Genomic DNA, 17,290 nt, shown 5'->3' on the forward strand with positions numbered 1-17,290 from the left:
GAAACGTGCGACAACTGGCAACAATACTCTTATCTCTGGCGGTGCTGGTCACCGCGGGTTGTGGCTGGCACCTGCGCAATACCACGGCGGTGCCCGCTGAGATGAAAACGATGATTTTCGACTCATCGGATCCAAATGGTCCACTTAGTCGGGCTGTGCGTAATCAGCTGCGTCTGAACGATGTTGAGCTGATCGAGAAAGGCACCCTGCGCCAGGATGTACCGTCATTACGTATCTTAAGCTCATCGCTGGCTAAAGATACCGCGTCTATCTTCCAGGATGGACGTACTGCGGAATATCAGATGGTGTTGACGGTGAACGCGGCCGTACTGATCCCGGGTAAAGACATTTACCCTATCAATACCAAAGTGTACCGTTCGTTCTTTGATAACCCGCAAACGGCGCTGGCAAAAGATGCTGAGCAGCAGATTATCATTAACGAAATGTACGACAAGGCAGCGGAACAGCTGATCCGTAAACTGCCGGGCATTGCCGCATCGCCAAAACAGGGTTCTGACATCATCGACAAACCGGATGCCAATACGCCTCCTGTTTCTACCTCCATGGGTAACTGATGATCAGGCTGTATCCTGAACAACTCCGCGCGCAGCTCAATGAAGGGCTGCGCGCGGCGTATCTGCTACTCGGTAACGACCCATTATTGCTTCAGGAAAGCCTGGATGCCGTGCGACACGCGGCGGCCGCTCAGGGCTTTGATGAACACCACACCGTCCAGTTGGATAACAATACCGACTGGAATGCCCTCTTCTCGCTTTGCCAGGCGATGAGCCTCTTTGCATCACGCCAGACCATCCAGATCCTGCTGCCAGAGAATGGTCCGAACGCGGCCATTAATGAACAACTGGCGACGCTGGTCAGCCTGTTGCACAGCGATCTGCTGTTAATCGTGCGTGGCAACAAGCTCACCAAAGCGCAGGAAAACGCAGCGTGGTTTACCCAACTCGCCACTCATGCCGTGCTGGTGACCTGCCAGACGCCTGAGCAGGCCCATCTGCCCAAATGGGTAGCCGCAAGAGCGAAACAGAACAACCTTCAGCTGGACGACGCAGCAAATCAGCTGCTGTGCTACTGCTATGAAGGAAACCTGCTGGCCCTGGCGCAGGCGCTGGACCGGCTTTCCCTGCTCTGGCCGGATGGCAAACTGACCCTGCCGCGCGTGGAGCAGGCGGTTAACGATGCCGCACACTTCACGCCGTTCCACTGGGTGGATGCCCTGTTGTCGGCAAAGAGCAAACGCGCCCTGCATATTTTGCAGCAGCTCCGTCTTGAAGGTAGCGAGCCGGTGATTTTGCTGCGTACGCTGCAGCGTGAACTGCTGTTGCTGATTACGCTCAAGCGCCAGTCTGCTCATACGCCATTGCGTTCGCTGTTTGACAAACACCGTGTATGGCAAAACCGTCGGGCAATGACCACCGAGGCAATCAATCGTCTGAGCCATGAACAGCTGCGCCAGGCGGTACAGCTTCTGCTGCGCGCAGAGCTCACGTTAAAACAAGACTACGGCCAGTCCGTCTGGGCGGAGCTGGAAAGCCTTTCTCTGCTGCTCTGCCACAAGGCACTGGCAGACGTATTTATCGATGGATAGTATGCACTCTTTACAGGCCCTGTACGGTGGCACCTTTGACCCGGTCCATTACGGTCATCTGAAACCGGTTGAAATTCTGGCGAATCTGATTGGTCTTCAGCGCGTGATTGTCATGCCCAATAACGTTCCGCCGCACCGGCCACAGCCTGAGGCCACCAGCGAGCAGCGAAAAGAGATGCTCGCTCTGGCCATTGCGGATAAACCGCTCTTCACTCTCGACGAGCGGGAGCTACGCCGCGACACCCCTTCCTGGACGTCGCAAACGTTGCAGGAGTGGCGGCGCGAACAGGGGCCGGACAAACCGCTGGCCTTTATCATCGGCCAGGATTCTCTGCTCAACTTCCCCACCTGGCATCAGTATGAAACCATTCTGCAGAACAGCCATCTGCTCGTCTGCCGCCGTCCGGGCTATCCGCTGACCATGCGTGAAGAGCAGTATCAGCAGTGGCTGGCAGCCCATCTGACCGACAATGTGGAAGATCTGCACAGTCAACCTGCCGGGAAGATCTATCTGGCGGAGACACCGTGGTTTGATATTTCTGCGACAATCATTCGCGACCGGCTGCAGCACGGTTTAGCCTGTGACGATCTCCTGCCATCGTCAGTGCTGGACTATATCCACGCGCACGGGTTGTATCAGAAAAGCGCAGACGCATAATCCGGGCGCACAAAAAGCGCCTTATTGATTATCCTGCCTTGACAGAGTAAGCCATACTGTTATCCTCCGCTGCCAGACTTTCCCGCCGATCATTGCTTTACAGAAATTGTTTTACAAAAATGGCGATGCAATCTCCGGCGGAGGGTGGGATGATACCCGCCTTCAAAAGCCCGGCCGGCGACATTTGTCCCGACAGGGGCGTCAGTTCAGGTATACTGTCTGGCTACGAATTCACAGTTGCACAATCTCATTCACCCAGGGGGAAAACTTGCAGGGTAAAGCACTCCAGGATTTTGTTATCGACAAAATTGATGACCTGAAAGGTCAGGACATCATCGCTATCGACGTTAAGGGTAAATCCAGCATCACCGACTGCATGATCATCTGCACCGGTACGTCTACTCGCCATGTGGTTTCAATTGCCGATCATGTTGTTCAGGAATCACGCGCAGCAGGACTGTTACCGCTCGGGGTTGAAGGTGAAGCGACCGCTGACTGGGTGGTTGTCGATCTTGGCGATGTTATTGTCCACGTCATGCAGGAAGAGAGCCGTCGCCTGTATGAGCTGGAAAAACTCTGGGGTTGATGCGTGAAGTTGCAACTGGTCGCCGTCGGCACCAAAATGCCGGACTGGGTACAAACCGGTTTTACTGAGTATCTGCGTCGTTTCCCGAAAGATATGCCGTTCGAGCTGGTGGAGATCCCCGCCGGAAAGCGCGGCAAGAACGCGGATATCAAACGCATTCTCGATAAAGAGGGAGAGCTGATGCTGGCTGCCGCAGGCAAAAACCGCATCGTGACCCTCGATATTCCAGGCAAGCCCTGGGATACGCCGCAGCTGGCGCACGAACTGGAGCGCTGGAAGCAGGATGGTCGTGACGTCAGTCTGTTGATTGGCGGGCCTGAAGGGTTGTCCCCTGCCTGCAAAGCGGCGGCAGAACAAAGTTGGTCTCTCTCCGCGCTGACGCTCCCCCACCCGCTTGTTCGGGTACTGGTGGCAGAAAGCCTGTATCGCGCGTGGAGCATTACTACCAACCACCCCTATCACCGCGAGTAATGACTGACCAGGGTAGATTAAGCAGCGGATGAAACTACAGAATTCTTTTCGCGACTATACGGCTGAGTCCGCGCTGTTTGTGCGCCGGGCGCTGGTCGCCTTTACGGGGATTTTGCTGCTTACCGGCGTGCTGATCGCCAACCTTTATAATCTGCAAATTGTCCGCTATACCGATTACCAGACGCGCTCAAACGAAAACCGCATCAAGCTGGTGCCTATCGCCCCCAGCCGCGGCATTATTTACGACCGCAACGGTACGCCCCTAGCCTTAAACCGCACCATCTACCAGATTGAGATGATGCCGGAAAAAGTCGACAACGTGCAGGATACGCTGGAAGCATTGCGAAGCGTTGTCGATCTTAACGATGACGATATCGCTGCGTTCAAGAAAGAGCGCGCCCGTTCTCACCGTTTTACCTCCATTCCGGTTAAAACCAACCTGACGGAAGTCCAGGTGGCCCGCTTTGCCGTCAATCAGTACCGTTTCCCTGGCGTGGAAGTGAAAGGCTATAAACGCCGCTACTATCCCTACGGCTCCGCGCTGACGCACGTGATCGGCTACGTTTCCAAGATCAACGACAAAGACGTCGAGCGTCTTGATAAAGACGGCAAACTGGCAAACTACGCCGCAACGCATGATATCGGTAAGCTGGGAATTGAACGCTATTACGAAGATGTCCTGCACGGGCAGACCGGCTATGAAGAGGTTGAAGTCAACAACCGTGGCCGCGTTATTCGCCAGTTGAAAGAGGTGCCACCGCAGGCAGGACATGATGTCTACCTGACGCTTGACCTTAAACTGCAGCAGTATATTGAAACCTTACTGGCAGGCAGCCGTGCGGCAGTTGTCGTGACCGATCCGCGCACCGGCGGCATTCTGGCGATGGTCTCCATGCCAAGCTACGACCCTAACCTCTTTGTCGATGGGATTTCCAGTAAGGACTACTCCGGGTTGCTTAATGACCCGAATACACCGCTGGTGAACCGCGCCACGCAGGGGGTATACCCTCCGGCGTCGACAGTGAAACCTTACGTCGCCGTCTCGGCGCTGAGCGCGGGTGTCATCAACCGCAACACCAGCCTGTTTGACCCGGGTTGGTGGCAGTTGCCGGGGTCAGAAAAACGCTATCGCGACTGGAAAAAATGGGGCCACGGTCATCTGAACGTGACGAAATCGCTGGAAGAGTCTGCGGATACCTTCTTCTATCAGGTGGCGTACGACATGGGTATTGACCGCCTGTCAGAGTGGATGAGCAAATTCGGCTACGGACACTACACCGGGGTTGATCTTGCCGAAGAACGCTCCGGCAACATGCCAACCCGTGAATGGAAGCTGAAGCGCTTTAAGAAGCCGTGGTATCAGGGTGATACCATTCCGGTAGGTATCGGCCAGGGTTACTGGACCGCGACCCCGCTACAGATGAACAAAGCGATGATGATCCTCATCAACGATGGCGTGGTGAAGGTCCCGCATCTGCTGCAAAGTACCGTTGAAGAGGGCAAAAAAGTGCCGTGGATCCAGCCGCATGAAGCACCAGTGGGGGATATTCACTCCGGCTTCTGGGAGATCGCCAAAGACGGGATGTACGGGGTGGCAAACCGCCCGAACGGTACCGCGCATAAGTATTTCGCTGGTGCGCCGTATAAAGTGGCCGCCAAATCCGGTACAGCGCAGGTCTTCGGTCTGAAAGCCAACGAAACCTATAACGCGCACCGCATTGCCGAACGACTGCGTGACCATAAGCTCATGACGGCATTTGCACCTTATGATAACCCGCAAGTGGCGGTGGCGATGATTCTGGAAAACGGTGGCGCAGGGCCAGCCGTAGGTACCATCATGCGCCAAATCCTCGACCACATCATGCTGGGTGATAACAACACCGAACTGCCGGCTGAAAACCCGGCCGCCGCTGCGGCGGAGGACCAATAATCATGACGGATAATCCAAATAAAAAATCGCTGTGGGATAAAATCCACATCGACCCAGCCATGCTGCTGATCCTGCTGGCTCTGCTGGTCTACAGCGCCCTGGTTATCTGGAGCGCCAGCGGCCAGGACATCGGCATGATGGAGCGCAAGATTGGCCAGATCGCGATGGGTCTGGTCATCATGGTGGTGATGGCGCAGATCCCGCCGCGCGTCTATGAAGGCTGGGCGCCCTATCTCTATATCTTCTGTATTATTTTGCTGGTTGCGGTAGATGCGTTTGGTGCTATCTCCAAAGGTGCACAGCGCTGGCTGGATCTGGGCGTGGTTCGCTTCCAGCCCTCGGAAATTGCCAAAATCGCCGTTCCACTGATGGTGGCACGCTTTATCAACCGTGATGTCTGTCCCCCATCTCTGAAAAATACCGCCATCGCGCTGGTACTGATTTTCCTGCCAACGTTGCTGGTGGCGGCGCAGCCTGACCTTGGCACCTCGATCCTTATCGCGCTCTCCGGCCTGTTTGTTCTTTTCTTGTCGGGCCTGAGCTGGCGTCTGATTGGTATCGCGGTGGTTCTGGTCGCCGCATTCATCCCTATTCTCTGGTTCTTCCTGATGCATGATTACCAGCGCCAGCGCGTGATGATGCTGCTCGATCCGGAAACCGATCCGCTGGGTGCGGGCTATCATATTATTCAGTCCAAGATCGCGATTGGCTCCGGTGGCCTGCGCGGTAAAGGCTGGCTGCACGGCACCCAGTCACAGCTGGAGTTCTTACCAGAGCGCCACACCGACTTTATCTTTGCGGTACTGGCGGAAGAGCTGGGGCTGGTCGGCATCTTGATCTTACTCGCGCTGTATGTACTGTTGATCATGCGCGGGCTGTGGATTGCCGCGCGTGCGCAAACCACCTTTGGCCGCGTGATGGCGGGTGGGTTGATGTTGATTTTATTCGTTTATGTCTTCGTAAATATTGGTATGGTGAGTGGTATTCTGCCGGTTGTAGGCGTTCCGCTTCCGCTGGTAAGTTACGGAGGCTCGGCACTGATCGTGTTGATGGCCGGGTTTGGTATCGTGATGTCGATCCATACCCACAGAAAAATGTTGTCAAAAAGCGTATAAAAATAAGGGGATCGGAATGCGTAAGCAGTGGCTGGGGATCTGCATTGCGGCAAGTTTACTTGCGGCGTGCACAAGTGATGATGGTCAGCAACAGGCAACCGTCGCGCCGCCGCAGCCTGCGGTGTGTAATGGCCCAATCGTTGAAATCAGCGGCGCCGATCCCGTTTATGAACCGCTGAATGCCAGCGCAAATCAGGATTATGAGCGCGACGGCAAAAGCTACAAAATCGTTCAGGACCCTTCCCGTTTCAGCCAGGCGGGTTTCGCCGCCATTTATGATGCGGAACCCGGGAGCAACCTGACGGCATCTGGAGAAGCGTTCGACCCGACGCAACTCACTGCGGCGCATCCGACACTGCCTATCCCAAGCTACGCCCGTATCACCAATCTGGCGAATGGTCGTATGATCGTGGTACGCATTAACGACCGTGGTCCGTACGGTAACGACCGCGTGATTTCGCTGTCGCGCGCGTCCGCCGACCGCCTGAACACCTCGAACAACACCAAGGTTCGTATTGACCCGATTATCGTGGCGCAGGATGGTTCGCTTTCCGGGCCGGGTACCGCATGTACGACAGTGGCAAAACAGACGTATGCCCTTCCTGACCGTCCAAATCTTGACGGCGGCATGGGAAGCGTCTCATCGCCGGCCGAGCCTTCTCAGCCTGGCGGAGAAGTGCGCCCTATCAGCAACGATACGCTGCAAAGCGATGACAGCACTGGCGCACCGGTAAAGAGTAGCGGTTTCCTGGGGGCACCGACGAACTTAGCCTCAGGTGTGCTGGAAGGCAGTGAGCCTACCCCCGCGCCTGTTGCCGCCCCTGTCGTGCAGCAGCCTGCTCCCGTCACCGCGCCGGCCACCACCCAGAGCACAGCGGTGGCAGCGCCTGCAGCCGCCGCTGCCAGCGGCGGCTTTGTCGTCCAGGTGGGCGCCGTCAGCGATCAGGCCCGTGCACAGCAGTATCAACAGCGACTGAGCCAGCAGTTTGGCGTCCCAGGCCGCGTTGAGCAAAACGGAGCGGTGTGGCGTATTCAGATGGGACCGTTTGCCAGTAAATCGCAGGCAGCGACCCTGCAGCAGCGACTGCAAAATGAAGCGCAACTCCAGTCATTTATCGCGGTAGCGAAGTAATTTATCGGCGGTATCCGAATTGTCAGTTTGTGTAAAACACATTCACAAACTCATGCTTAAAGTCGGATGCCTGCCTGAATAGCATTTGCTATAGTAAGGCACTTTTTTTAATTCCATCACGGATGTCGTAGTTCTGACCATGAAGACCACTTTTTCTGCTCGTTTTGTGCAGCGCATGGCGCTGACCACGGCCCTTTGCGCGGCTGCACTCTCCGCAGCTCACGCCGATGACCTGAATATCAAGACCATGATCCCTGGCGTTCCGCAAATCGACGCGGAATCCTACATCCTGATCGATTACAACTCTGGCAAAGTTCTGGCCGAACAGAATGCCGATGCCCGTCGCGATCCGGCCAGCCTGACCAAAATGATGACCAGCTACGTCATCGGCCAGGCCATGAAAGCAGGTAAATTCAAGGAAACTGACCTGGTCACTATCGGTAACGATGCGTGGGCAACCGGGAACCCGGTCTTCAAGGGTTCTTCTTTGATGTTCCTGAAACCGGGGATGCAGGTTCCGGTCTCTCAGCTGATTCGTGGTATCAACCTGCAGTCCGGTAACGACGCCTGCGTCGCGATGGCCGATTTCGCTGCGGGCAGCCAGGATGCGTTTGTTGGCCTGATGAACAGCTACGTTTCTGCGCTGGGTCTGAAAAACAGCCACTTCCAGACCGTTCACGGCCTGGATGCTGAAGGGCAGTACAGCTCTGCGCGCGATATGGCGCTGATTGGCCAGGCGCTGATCCGCGATGTACCGAACGAATACGCCATCTATAAAGAGAAAGAGTTCACCTTCAACGGTATTCGTCAGACCAACCGTAACGGCCTGCTGTGGGATAACAGCCTGAACGTTGACGGCATCAAAACGGGTCATACCGACAAAGCGGGTTACAACCTGGTTGCCTCTGCTACCGAAGGTCAGATGCGCCTGATCTCTGCCGTGATGGGCGGTCGTACCTTTAAAGGCCGTGAGACAGAAAGTAAAAAACTGCTGACCTGGGGCTTCCGTTTCTTCGAAACCGTGAACCCACTGAAAGCAGGCAAAGAGTTTGCCTCTGAGCCGGTCTGGTTCGGTGACAACGATCGCGCCTCCCTGGGCGTGGACAAAGATCTGTACCTGACCATTCCACGTGGCCGCATGAAAGATCTGAAAGCCAGCTACGTACTGAACACCACCGAGCTGCATGCACCTCTGCAGAAAAATCAGGTTGTGGGTACCATCAACTTCCAGCTGGATGGCAAAACTATCGATCAGCGCCCGCTGGTTGTCCTGCAGGAAATTCCTGAAGGCAATTTCTTCGGCAAAATCATTGATTACATTAAATTGATGTTCCATCACTGGTTTGGCTAAAAATTGAACACTTGAAAGTGTGATTTTGATCCCCATATACTAAGTATCCTGATAACTCCCACCTGACGTGGGAGTTATTCTTTTTTGACGTTACGCCGGAGCTGACATGAAAACCAAACTTAACGAACTGCTTGAATTCCCTACCCCATTTACTTACAAAGTAATGGGTCTGGCGAAACCTGAGCTGGTTGATCAGGTGGTTGAAGTGGTACAGCGCCATGCGCCGGGTGACTACTCTCCGTCAGTAAAACCAAGCAGCAAGGGCAACTACCACTCGGTATCTATTACCATCACCGCGACACACATCGAGCAGGTGGAGACGCTGTACGAAGAGCTCGGTAATATCGAAATTGTTCGTATGGTGCTGTAGTCCCTCTGCGGTTACCCGGTTTGCCGGGTAACCCCTTTCCCCGCTGTGATATACTCCCCCTCATCTTTTGTCCCTCGTCTTCGGAGACGTCGTTTTGTACCAGGATAAAATTCTTGTCCGTCATCTCGGGCTGCAACCTTATGAGCCTGTCTCCCAGGCTATGCATGACTTCACCGACTCACGCGATGACACCACCCCCGATGAAATCTGGCTGGTAGAACACCTGCCGGTGTTTACGCAGGGGCAAGCGGGAAAAGCGGAACATTTATTGATGACGGGCGATATCCCGGTTATTCAGAGCGACCGCGGCGGGCAGGTTACGTACCATGGCCCAGGGCAACAGGTGATGTACGTTCTCCTGAACCTCAAGCGCAGAAAGCTGGGCGTACGCGAGCTGGTAACTCTGCTTGAGCAAACGGTCGTCAATACGCTGGCGGAATACGGTATTGATGCGCATCCGCGGGCCGACGCGCCGGGTGTCTACGTGGGCGAGATGAAGATCTGCTCGCTCGGGCTGCGTATCCGTAAAGGCTGCTCTTTTCACGGGCTCGCGTTAAACATTAATATGGATTTGAAGCCTTTCCAGCGCATCAACCCCTGCGGCTATGCCGGGATGGAAATGACGCAAGTGTGCCAGTGGGTCGACACCGCAACGACAGAAAATATCCGTCCTGTGCTTTTAGCTAATATGTTAGCGCTACTTAACAATCCCCCGCACGAATATATCACTGCTTAATATATTATACATTGTGGCTCGATAATTTGACGGGCCACGATTTAATTGCCGCTTTTACACTTTACAATAATCCGCAGATTCTATATTTTCGAAGCGCTCGAATATTACCGATCCATATTATTTAGCCTCCCGTCAGCGCTGCGTGCAGGACCTAAGTAACTTGCGTGATAATCACTCAACTGGTTGTTTTTGATAAACAAGTGAAACAAAACCAACACTTTACGAATCTCTACAAGCATAATAAATAAATTCAACTATCATTCATGTTGTGAATGTGTACGGAGTAAAAGCGTGGAGTATAATAATTTACCAGCCAAACGCCTGAATGAACCCGGTGGCGAAGACAAGCCGCAAATTTTTCGGACTTTACGTAATATTGATCTCAATTTACTGACTATTTTTGAGGCAGTATATGTCCACAAGGGTATCGTTAACGCTGCGAAAATTCTTAATCTCACGCCCTCTGCAATAAGCCAGTCAATTCAAAAACTGCGCGCTATATTTCCTGATCCGTTATTTATTCGTAAGGGACAGGGGGTTACCCCCACAGCGTACGCCACGCATCTGCATGAGTACATCAGCCAGGGGCTGGAGTCGATTCTGGGCGCGCTGGATTTAACCGGAAGCTACGACAAACAGAGAACCATCACCATCGGCTGCTCTCCCTCTGTGGGGGTGTTAGTCATGCCTGCGATTTATCAGGCCGTAAAAGAGCATGCACCGCAACTCCTGCTGCGTAATGTTCCCCTCAGCGAGCCTGATGTGCAGCTTGCCCAGTTCCAGACTGATTTGATTATCGACAGCGGCAGCTTCAGCGCCAGAGCGTTAGGGCAAAATGTCCTCTACGCAGACAACCTGGTGCTGGTCTGTCGCCAGCAGCACCCGGTGCTCAGTGAGCCACTCACCATTGAAAATCTGCGTAACTACGATCACTCGTCATTCATGACGGAAGGACAGTCTCACCATTCGCTGCGCCAGCGTATTGATGACATCTTCCCGGAGCGCCAGATCAGCTTCAGCAGTTACAATATGTTCACTACCGCGTCCCTGATTGGCAGCAGTGATATGCTCTGCATCATGCCGTCGCGCCTGTATCACCTGCTGCGTAAATGTTGGCCACTGGAGAGCATTCCGCTCAGCCAGCTCAATGCAGAATCTATCGAGATTTCACTGCATTACAATAAGCTCAGTCTGCGCGATCCGGTACTCGAAAACGTGATCCGCATCATCCGCCAGGCCTTCTGAAAGGTTGACACAGCACAAGTCCCTGCCGCACGCAGGGCAAAAGGCACAAAACAACAACTATTTTACAAATTGGCGACCTGGCAGGCTGCTTTACCGACCGTTTCAATGATATACTGCCTGTCGTTCGTTCAAAAATAGTTGATAAATACAACATTCCCTTGAATTGAAACGCTTTCCTTCGATATTCGCAACTGGAACACGCACGCTATGAGTAAACCCATTGTGATGGAACGCGGTGTTAAATACCGCGATGCCGATAAAATGGCCCTTATCCCGGTTAAAAACGTGGCTACAGAGCGCGAGGCGCTGTTAAGAAAACCGGAATGGATGAAAATCAAACTTCCGGCTGACTCTTCGCGTATCCAGGGGATCAAAGCGGCGATGCGTAAGAATGGCCTTCACTCCGTTTGTGAGGAAGCGTCTTGCCCGAACCTTGCTGAGTGTTTCAACCACGGCACCGCGACGTTTATGATTCTGGGTGCCATCTGCACCCGTCGTTGCCCGTTCTGCGATGTTGCGCATGGTCGCCCGGTGGCGCCTGATGCAAACGAACCCCAAAAACTGGCGCAGACCATCGCTGATATGGCGCTGCGTTATGTGGTCATTACCTCCGTTGACCGTGATGACCTGCGCGATGGTGGTGCTCAGCACTTTGCTGACTGTATTACTGCCATTCGCGAGAAAAGCCCGAACATTAAGATTGAGACGCTGGTTCCGGACTTCCGCGGCCGTATGGACCGTGCACTGGATATCCTGACCGCAACGCCACCAGACGTCTTTAACCACAACCTGGAGAACGTACCGCGTCTCTATCGCCAGGTGCGTCCGGGTGCTGATTACAACTGGTCTCTGAAGCTGCTGGAGCGGTTCAAAGAAGCGCATCCGCATATTCCTACCAAGTCAGGCCTGATGGTGGGTCTTGGTGAAACCAACGACGAAATCATTGAAGTGATGCGCGATCTGCGTCGCCACGGCGTGACCATGCTGACGCTGGGCCAGTATCTGCAGCCTAGCCGCCATCACCTGCCCGTGCAGCGCTACGTTAGCCCGGATGAGTTTGATGAGATGAAAGCCGAAGCGATGGCGATGGGCTTCACCCACGCTGCTTGCGGTCCATTTGTACGCTCCTCTTACCATGCTGATATGCAGGCAAAAGGCGAAGAAGTTAAATAACCCTGTAATATTCACTTACAGGAATACAAAAAAACCGGCCTGTTGAGCCGGTTTTTTTTTCGCAAGCCATCAGGCATTGCCGTTACTCTTTGTGAGAGAGCTTTTCAGCCGGAACGGTATCCTCGGCGCTTTTCTTCGCTGCCGCATCATCGTCGTTCATCGCTTTCTTAAAGCCTTTGATGGCGGCACCCAGGTCACCACCCAGCGTGCGTAACTTCTTGGTACCAAACAGCAGGACGACCAGTGCGGCAACCACCAGCAGTTTGGTAATACTAATCTCACCCATAGATACCTTCTTAACATAAAACAGGCTGCATTCAGCACCAAAACCCGATCGTATTAACGGTCATTTGGCGCGTGCACACAATAGCAATCTGTAACAAGGTGAATCAAGCATTGTTGAAAAAAACATCACAATAATTGCGGTGGCGCAAAACGGCGGTTGCGAAGAACAGGTAATTGCTGCCGTGCAAGCGCAATCCTTTCCGAAATTATCTCCGTCATCAGCATAACCGGACCTTCCGCTGCGGCGGCAATCGTAACGCCCAGCGGGTCAATCACCCTGCTCTGCCCGATATTTTTATTGCCGCACTCTCCTGCCGCGACCACATAACAGGTGGTATCCAGCGCACGCGCCGTAAGCAACGTGGCCCAGTGATGCTCTTTCAGCGGCCCCCTGACCCATGCGGCAGGCAGAACCAGCACATCCGCGCCCTGTAATGCCAGGCTCAGCGCCAGCTCAGGGAAACGAAGATCGTAGCAGGTCATCAGCCCAATATTTAACCCCTCAACCGCGATCAGGGGCGGTACACAGTCACCCGGGTCAACCTGGCGCGACTCCTGAATACTGAACGCATCATAGAGATGAAGCTTGGCATAGCTGGCGATGATGCCGCCACCACGGATGGCCACCAGCGTATTCACCGCCCGACCAGGCGTTGACGGCACATGCACCGTCAAAATCGTGGTCATGTCATTACCCACACTCGCGGTCAGTAATTGCTGTAAAAACGGCCCATCAAGCGCCTGCGCAGATTTCACCGACAAATCCGGGTCGTTATCATCGCGAGCCAGCAAGGCCTCTGGCAACACCAGCAGCGACGCGCCCTTTCGTTGTGCCTGCGTCATCAGCGAGACGCATTGAGCCGCGTTCTCCTGCCAGCGAGGCGTGACCGCAAACTGCCCTACCGCAACATACATATTTGTCCCCTAAACATAAACAGCGTTAAACTCGCCACTCTTACACATCAAATAGCAGGTATTTACAGTGTTACAACTCCTTTTAGCTGTTTTTATTGGTGGGGGGACGGGAAGCGTTGCGCGGTGGTTCCTGAGTATGCGGTTTAATCCTCTGCATCAGGCGATCCCAATGGGGACACTGGCGGCAAACCTGATTGGTGCGTTTATTATTGGCATGGGGCTGGCCTGGTTTAACCGCATGACGCACATCGACCCAATGTGGAAGGTATTGATTACCACCGGATTCTGCGGCGGTTTAACCACCTTCTCCACCTTTTCTGCGGAAACGGTATTTTTGTTTCAGGAGGGCCGTATCGGCTGGGCGCTGGTAAACATTGCCATCAATATGCTCGGCTCCTTTGCGATGACGGGGATCGCATTCTGGCTATTTTCATCCGCCACTCCCCACTAACAGCCGGAGCGTTAATGTTGGCTTAATTTTTCTCTGTCACTCTGGTGCCAATACAGAACGAGGGTGACAGAATGAAAGAGAGTTTGATGAGCGCAGGCGTGGTGTTGTTGAGCGTGCTGATCGTTGCCAGCTTCCTGAAAATGTATCTGCTTGGCTGAGACAAAACGAAAAAAACCCGCTCAGTGAGCGGGTTTTGAAATTCTTGCTGACGCGTCTGAATTACAGAGCGATTACGTTAGCAGCAGAAGGGCCTTTGGCACCGTTAGTGATTTCGAACTCTACACGCTGACCTTCAGCCAGAGTTTTGAAACCATTAGACTGGATTGCAGAGAAGTGTACGAACACGTCTTTGCTGCCATCTTCAGGAGTAATGAAACCGAATCCTTTGGACTCATTAAACCACTTAACGTTACCTTTAATCTTAGACATCAAAATTACCTTTACATTAAAAAACGACACAAATGCTGTGTCGGTTACCAGTACATCAATTGTGGGAGCTTTTGTCCAGCGGATCTTTGATAAAAAGTGACTAAAGTCGCGTTAATTTTCGCTGGCGGATTTTTATCCCATATGATTCAACGGCTGCGCGTTTTTTCACCAGTCCGTCACCGTTTTTTCAGTTAAAACTGAAAACGCATCCAGGCGAAGTAAACGTTACCGTTGTTGTACGTACCGGGAATGTAGGTCATCTGGAACGTTGCAGGGCCATAGCCAATCGAGGCCAGCGGCAACAGAACCGGAATGGGGATATAGTTCCAGTTGTCGCGCGCGGTCACCCCAACGGTGTAGCCGAGACCAACATGGAAGTTGTCGTCAGTTAACGGACGCCATGTTTTCTCCCAGCCATAGCCGCCGATCGGTTCCCATTTGTTAAAGGAATCTTTAAAGGCCATCAGATAGATGCCATTCCAGTTTCCTTTTTCGTCCCAGCGCGACTGACCAAAACCGGCTCCCCATGGGCGCTCGTTATATTTGTCCGTCTTTTCTTTGTCGTAGGCAAAGCGTGCATGCCAGGTGATCGCCGGCACATAGAGGTCATAGTGCTCTGGCGCGCTCCAGGTTTGAGAGACATTATCCGTAAAGGTGGAGAACCAGCCTTTATCCGTCGCGTTCTCTTCAGCCAGTGCAACAGAAGAGAACGTTAACTGTGCAAAAATAAACAAAAAAATGAAGAAAAAATTATTACGTCCGATCACAATGCAATTACCATTCTTAGTATTCGAGGCAAAGTTTACCATAAAATAGTTGAATGGAGCCTTAACAGCATCAGCATTACTCCTAATTAATCAGCCATTTTGCGAGAATATTCTGAGTGATGCATTGCCCCATGCTGAATAATCGCCTGTCCGGTACCTGTTCAGCAGTTATCAAATAATGTTTACGGACATTAATAACCTCATCTTTATTATGGCTTTCAGGGCAAACATAAACGCCGGTCAAGGTCGTATAAATTTAATCATTAGCATCTGCAGTCAGACTTTTCTTTCTATCCGACTGCCTGCCCTACGCTGGCGCGGCTCAGAGCGGATCACTCCCCCGGCACAGCTGGTTTGAAAAGTCTTTTACCTTCTTAATCAAGAACGTGTTAATCTACAACCAATAAATTAACAACTCATTAGCATTTAAATGACATACTCTACTCAACCAATCGGTCAATACCCACATGTCATTATTGCCATCGCAATGGCAAAAATATCGCTAACATCTGCTTTAGTAGTATATTTATTGATTTTAATCAGCAAGGACTGGCCATTAATTCGGCACATTCTCATCCTTCTTTTTTATTGATTATTTGTGCTCTCGGGGAGCAAGGATACAGGGGAAATCATGCTTACGTTTTTAGAGCTCCTTATCGGAGTCGTTGTCATTGTCGGTGTAGCGCGCTACATCATTAAGGGGTATTCCGCCACGGGCGTGTTATTTGTCGGCGGCCTGACCTTACTGATCATCAGCGCGCTGATGGGTCATCAGGTCTTACCTGCCAGCGCAACCAGCACCGGCTATACCGCCACAGACATTGTTGAATACATTAAAATTCTGCTCATGAGCCGCGGTGGCGATCTGGGCATGATGATCATGATGCTGTGCGGTTTTGCCGCCTACATGACCCATATTGGTGCTAACGATATGGTCGTGAAGCTGGCCTCTAAGCCGCTGCAGTACATCAACTCCCCGTATCTGCTGATGGTGGCAGCCTACTTCCTCGCCTGTCTCATGTCGCTGGCCGTTTCGTCAGCCACTGGCCTGGGGGTGTTGTTGATGGCTACCCTGTTCCCGGTCATGGTTAACGTCGGCATCAGCCGTGGTGCCGCGGCGGCAATCTGCGCCTCTCCGGCGGCAATAATCCTTTCCCCAACCTCCGGTGACGTCGTGCTGGCGGCGAAAGCGGCAGAAATGTCACTCATCGATTTCGCCTTTAAAACCACGCTGCCTATTTCTATTGTGGCTATCGTAGGGATGGGGATCGCACATTTCTTCTGGCAACGTTATCTCGATAAAAAAGAAAATATCAGTCATGAAATGATGGATGTGAATGAAATCACCACCACCGCCCCGGCGTTCTATTCGATTCTGCCGTTCACGCCTATTATCGGTGTGCTGATTTTTGACGGCAAATGGGGACCACAGCTGCACATCATTACCATTCTGGTTATTTGTATGCTGCTGGCCGCCGTGCTGGAATTTATTCGCGGTTTCAATACCCAGAAGGTATTTTCAGGCCTGGAAGTAGCGTATCGCGGTATGGCAGATGCGTTCGCAGGCGTCGTGATGCTGTTGGTGGCGGCAGGCGTCTTCGCGCAGGGCCTGAGCACCATTGGCTTTATTCAGAGTCTCATCTCCATCGCCACATCGTTCGGCTCTGCCAGCATTATCCTGATGCTGGTGCTGGTGGTGCTGACCATGCTGGCGGCAATGACCACCGGTTCAGGTAACGCGCCGTTCTACGCCTTCGTTGAGATGATCCCAAAACTGGCACACTCTTCCGGTATTAACCCGGCTTACCTCTCCATTCCCATGCTGCAGGCGTCAAACCTCGGTCGTACCATTTCGCCGGTATCAGGGGTGGTGGTAGCGGTCGCCGGGATGGCAAAAATCTCGCCGTTCGAAGTGGTAAAACGCACGTCGGTACCGGTGCTTGTGGGCCTGATCATCGTGATTATCGCGACCGAGGTTCTGGTTCCCGGCGCAGCCTGAGCTCAATGACCGATATCCAAAAAGCGCCTGCGGGCGCTTTTTGTGCTTTAATAACTTCCAGAAATTTATCG

Annotated in this window: 19 protein-coding genes; 15 read left to right on the forward strand and 4 right to left on the reverse strand. The window is 53.0% G+C overall.

Going from position 1 to position 17,290, the window contains the following annotated elements:
• Positions 1 to 5: 5 nt before the first annotated feature.
• The 13 genes from lptE to lipA all read left to right on the forward strand — a co-directional run bounded on the left by lptE (position 6) and on the right by lipA (position 12,373).
• The gene (gene lptE, locus NQ842_RS17815; protein ID WP_014831080.1) at positions 6 to 575 is read left to right on the forward strand and encodes an LPS assembly lipoprotein LptE; all 570 of its coding nucleotides are present in this window, start codon (positions 6 to 8) and stop codon (positions 573 to 575) included.
• On the forward strand, positions 575 to 1,606 hold the full coding sequence (gene holA, locus NQ842_RS17820; protein WP_050859885.1) for a DNA polymerase III subunit delta: 1,032 nt from the start codon (positions 575 to 577) through the stop codon (positions 1,604 to 1,606). The genes lptE and holA overlap by 1 nt, the downstream gene beginning before the upstream one ends.
• Entirely contained in the window at positions 1,599 to 2,264 is a 666-nt protein-coding gene (gene nadD, locus NQ842_RS17825) for a nicotinate-nucleotide adenylyltransferase (protein WP_257256142.1), read from the forward strand. Before holA ends, nadD begins: the two co-directional genes overlap by 8 nt.
• 268 nt (positions 2,265 to 2,532) lie before the next feature.
• A complete protein-coding gene (gene rsfS / locus NQ842_RS17830; RefSeq protein ID WP_003858696.1) occupies positions 2,533 to 2,850 on the forward strand; it encodes a ribosome silencing factor in 318 nt (105 codons plus the stop codon).
• Between the two features lie 3 nt (positions 2,851 to 2,853).
• A complete protein-coding gene (rlmH, locus tag NQ842_RS17835; protein WP_003858701.1) occupies positions 2,854 to 3,321 on the forward strand; it encodes a 23S rRNA (pseudouridine(1915)-N(3))-methyltransferase RlmH in 468 nt (155 codons plus the stop codon).
• Between the two features lie 28 nt (positions 3,322 to 3,349).
• The gene (gene mrdA, locus NQ842_RS17840) at positions 3,350 to 5,251 is read left to right on the forward strand and encodes a peptidoglycan DD-transpeptidase MrdA (RefSeq protein ID WP_046888691.1); all 1,902 of its coding nucleotides are present in this window, start codon (positions 3,350 to 3,352) and stop codon (positions 5,249 to 5,251) included.
• Between the two features lie 2 nt (positions 5,252 to 5,253).
• Positions 5,254 to 6,366: a peptidoglycan glycosyltransferase MrdB gene (mrdB, locus tag NQ842_RS17845; protein ID WP_013097590.1), complete on the forward strand. Its 1,113-nt coding sequence runs from the start codon at positions 5,254 to 5,256 to the stop codon at positions 6,364 to 6,366.
• A gap of 16 nt (positions 6,367 to 6,382) precedes the next feature.
• Positions 6,383 to 7,498: an endolytic peptidoglycan transglycosylase RlpA gene (gene rlpA, locus NQ842_RS17850; RefSeq protein WP_126521775.1), complete on the forward strand. Its 1,116-nt coding sequence runs from the start codon at positions 6,383 to 6,385 to the stop codon at positions 7,496 to 7,498.
• 139 nt (positions 7,499 to 7,637) lie between these two features.
• A complete protein-coding gene (gene dacA, locus NQ842_RS17855) occupies positions 7,638 to 8,849 on the forward strand; it encodes a D-alanyl-D-alanine carboxypeptidase DacA (RefSeq protein WP_013097592.1) in 1,212 nt (403 codons plus the stop codon).
• A gap of 106 nt (positions 8,850 to 8,955) precedes the next feature.
• A complete protein-coding gene (gene ybeD, locus NQ842_RS17860; protein WP_003858718.1) occupies positions 8,956 to 9,219 on the forward strand; it encodes a DUF493 family protein YbeD in 264 nt (87 codons plus the stop codon).
• Between the two features lie 94 nt (positions 9,220 to 9,313).
• Entirely contained in the window at positions 9,314 to 9,955 is a 642-nt protein-coding gene (lipB, locus tag NQ842_RS17865) for a lipoyl(octanoyl) transferase LipB (RefSeq protein WP_014831075.1), read from the forward strand.
• Between the two features lie 291 nt (positions 9,956 to 10,246).
• On the forward strand, positions 10,247 to 11,200 hold the full coding sequence (locus NQ842_RS17870; protein WP_014831074.1) for a YbeF family transcriptional regulator: 954 nt from the start codon (positions 10,247 to 10,249) through the stop codon (positions 11,198 to 11,200).
• A 207-nt stretch (positions 11,201 to 11,407) separates the two neighbouring features.
• Entirely contained in the window at positions 11,408 to 12,373 is a 966-nt protein-coding gene (gene lipA / locus NQ842_RS17875; protein WP_013097595.1) for a lipoyl synthase, read from the forward strand.
• Positions 12,374 to 12,455: 82 nt separating this feature from the next.
• On the opposite strand, the gene tatE is transcribed toward lipA, so the two are convergent.
• Both tatE and NQ842_RS17885 read right to left on the reverse strand, forming a co-directional pair.
• Positions 12,456 to 12,659, reverse strand: coding sequence for a twin-arginine translocase subunit TatE (gene tatE / locus NQ842_RS17880; protein ID WP_013097596.1), 204 nt, complete (start codon positions 12,657 to 12,659; stop codon positions 12,456 to 12,458).
• Positions 12,660 to 12,784: 125 nt separating this feature from the next.
• Positions 12,785 to 13,573 carry a deaminated glutathione amidase gene (locus NQ842_RS17885; protein ID WP_046888689.1) on the reverse strand — a complete coding sequence of 263 codons (789 nt, stop codon included), beginning with the start codon at positions 13,571 to 13,573 and terminating at the stop codon, positions 12,785 to 12,787.
• Positions 13,574 to 13,640: 67 nt separating this feature from the next.
• Between NQ842_RS17885 and crcB the strand changes: the two genes are divergently transcribed.
• Entirely contained in the window at positions 13,641 to 14,024 is a 384-nt protein-coding gene (gene crcB, locus NQ842_RS17890) for a fluoride efflux transporter CrcB (RefSeq protein WP_014831072.1), read from the forward strand.
• A gap of 219 nt (positions 14,025 to 14,243) precedes the next feature.
• Here the strand turns inward: crcB and cspE are convergent, their stop codons facing one another.
• Positions 14,244 to 14,453, reverse strand: coding sequence for a transcription antiterminator/RNA stability regulator CspE (cspE, locus tag NQ842_RS17895; RefSeq protein ID WP_002439184.1), 210 nt, complete (start codon positions 14,451 to 14,453; stop codon positions 14,244 to 14,246).
• Between the two features lie 191 nt (positions 14,454 to 14,644).
• Complete coding sequence (pagP, locus tag NQ842_RS17900; RefSeq protein ID WP_046888688.1) at positions 14,645 to 15,262, reverse strand: lipid IV(A) palmitoyltransferase PagP; 618 nt, start codon at positions 15,260 to 15,262, stop codon at positions 14,645 to 14,647.
• Positions 15,263 to 15,851: 589 nt separating this feature from the next.
• Between pagP and dcuC the strand changes: the two genes are divergently transcribed.
• Positions 15,852 to 17,219 (forward strand): anaerobic C4-dicarboxylate transporter DcuC, encoded by a 1,368-nt coding sequence (gene dcuC / locus NQ842_RS17905; RefSeq protein ID WP_014831070.1) that lies wholly within the window; start codon positions 15,852 to 15,854, stop codon positions 17,217 to 17,219.
• Positions 17,220 to 17,290: the final 71 nt, after the last annotated feature.

This window comes from Enterobacter cloacae complex sp. R_G8 (assembly GCF_024599795.1).
Classification (GTDB): Bacteria; Pseudomonadota; Gammaproteobacteria; order Enterobacterales; family Enterobacteriaceae; genus Enterobacter; species Enterobacter dissolvens.

What these genes read in the sequence shown, in the direction of transcription:
- holA (WP_050859885.1), top strand. Translation starts at nt 575, where the DNA reads ATGATCAGGCTGTATCCTGAACAACTCCGCGCGCAGCTCAATGAAGGG.
- nadD (WP_257256142.1), top strand. Translation starts at nt 1,599, where the DNA reads ATGGATAGTATGCACTCTTTACAGGCCCTGTACGGTGGCACCTTTGAC.
- mrdA (WP_046888691.1), top strand. Translation starts at nt 3,350, where the DNA reads ATGAAACTACAGAATTCTTTTCGCGACTATACGGCTGAGTCCGCGCTG.
- mrdB (WP_013097590.1), top strand. Translation starts at nt 5,254, where the DNA reads ATGACGGATAATCCAAATAAAAAATCGCTGTGGGATAAAATCCACATC.
- rlpA (WP_126521775.1), top strand. Translation starts at nt 6,383, where the DNA reads ATGCGTAAGCAGTGGCTGGGGATCTGCATTGCGGCAAGTTTACTTGCG.
- dacA (WP_013097592.1), top strand. Translation starts at nt 7,638, where the DNA reads ATGAAGACCACTTTTTCTGCTCGTTTTGTGCAGCGCATGGCGCTGACC.
- ybeD (WP_003858718.1), top strand. Translation starts at nt 8,956, where the DNA reads ATGAAAACCAAACTTAACGAACTGCTTGAATTCCCTACCCCATTTACT.
- lipA (WP_013097595.1), top strand. Translation starts at nt 11,408, where the DNA reads ATGAGTAAACCCATTGTGATGGAACGCGGTGTTAAATACCGCGATGCC.
- tatE (WP_013097596.1), bottom strand. Translation starts at nt 12,659, where the DNA reads ATGGGTGAGATTAGTATTACCAAACTGCTGGTGGTTGCCGCACTGGTC.
- NQ842_RS17885 (WP_046888689.1), bottom strand. Translation starts at nt 13,573, where the DNA reads ATGTATGTTGCGGTAGGGCAGTTTGCGGTCACGCCTCGCTGGCAGGAG.
- cspE (WP_002439184.1), bottom strand. Translation starts at nt 14,453, where the DNA reads ATGTCTAAGATTAAAGGTAACGTTAAGTGGTTTAATGAGTCCAAAGGA.
- pagP (WP_046888688.1), bottom strand. Translation starts at nt 15,262, where the DNA reads ATGGTAAACTTTGCCTCGAATACTAAGAATGGTAATTGCATTGTGATC.
- dcuC (WP_014831070.1), top strand. Translation starts at nt 15,852, where the DNA reads ATGCTTACGTTTTTAGAGCTCCTTATCGGAGTCGTTGTCATTGTCGGT.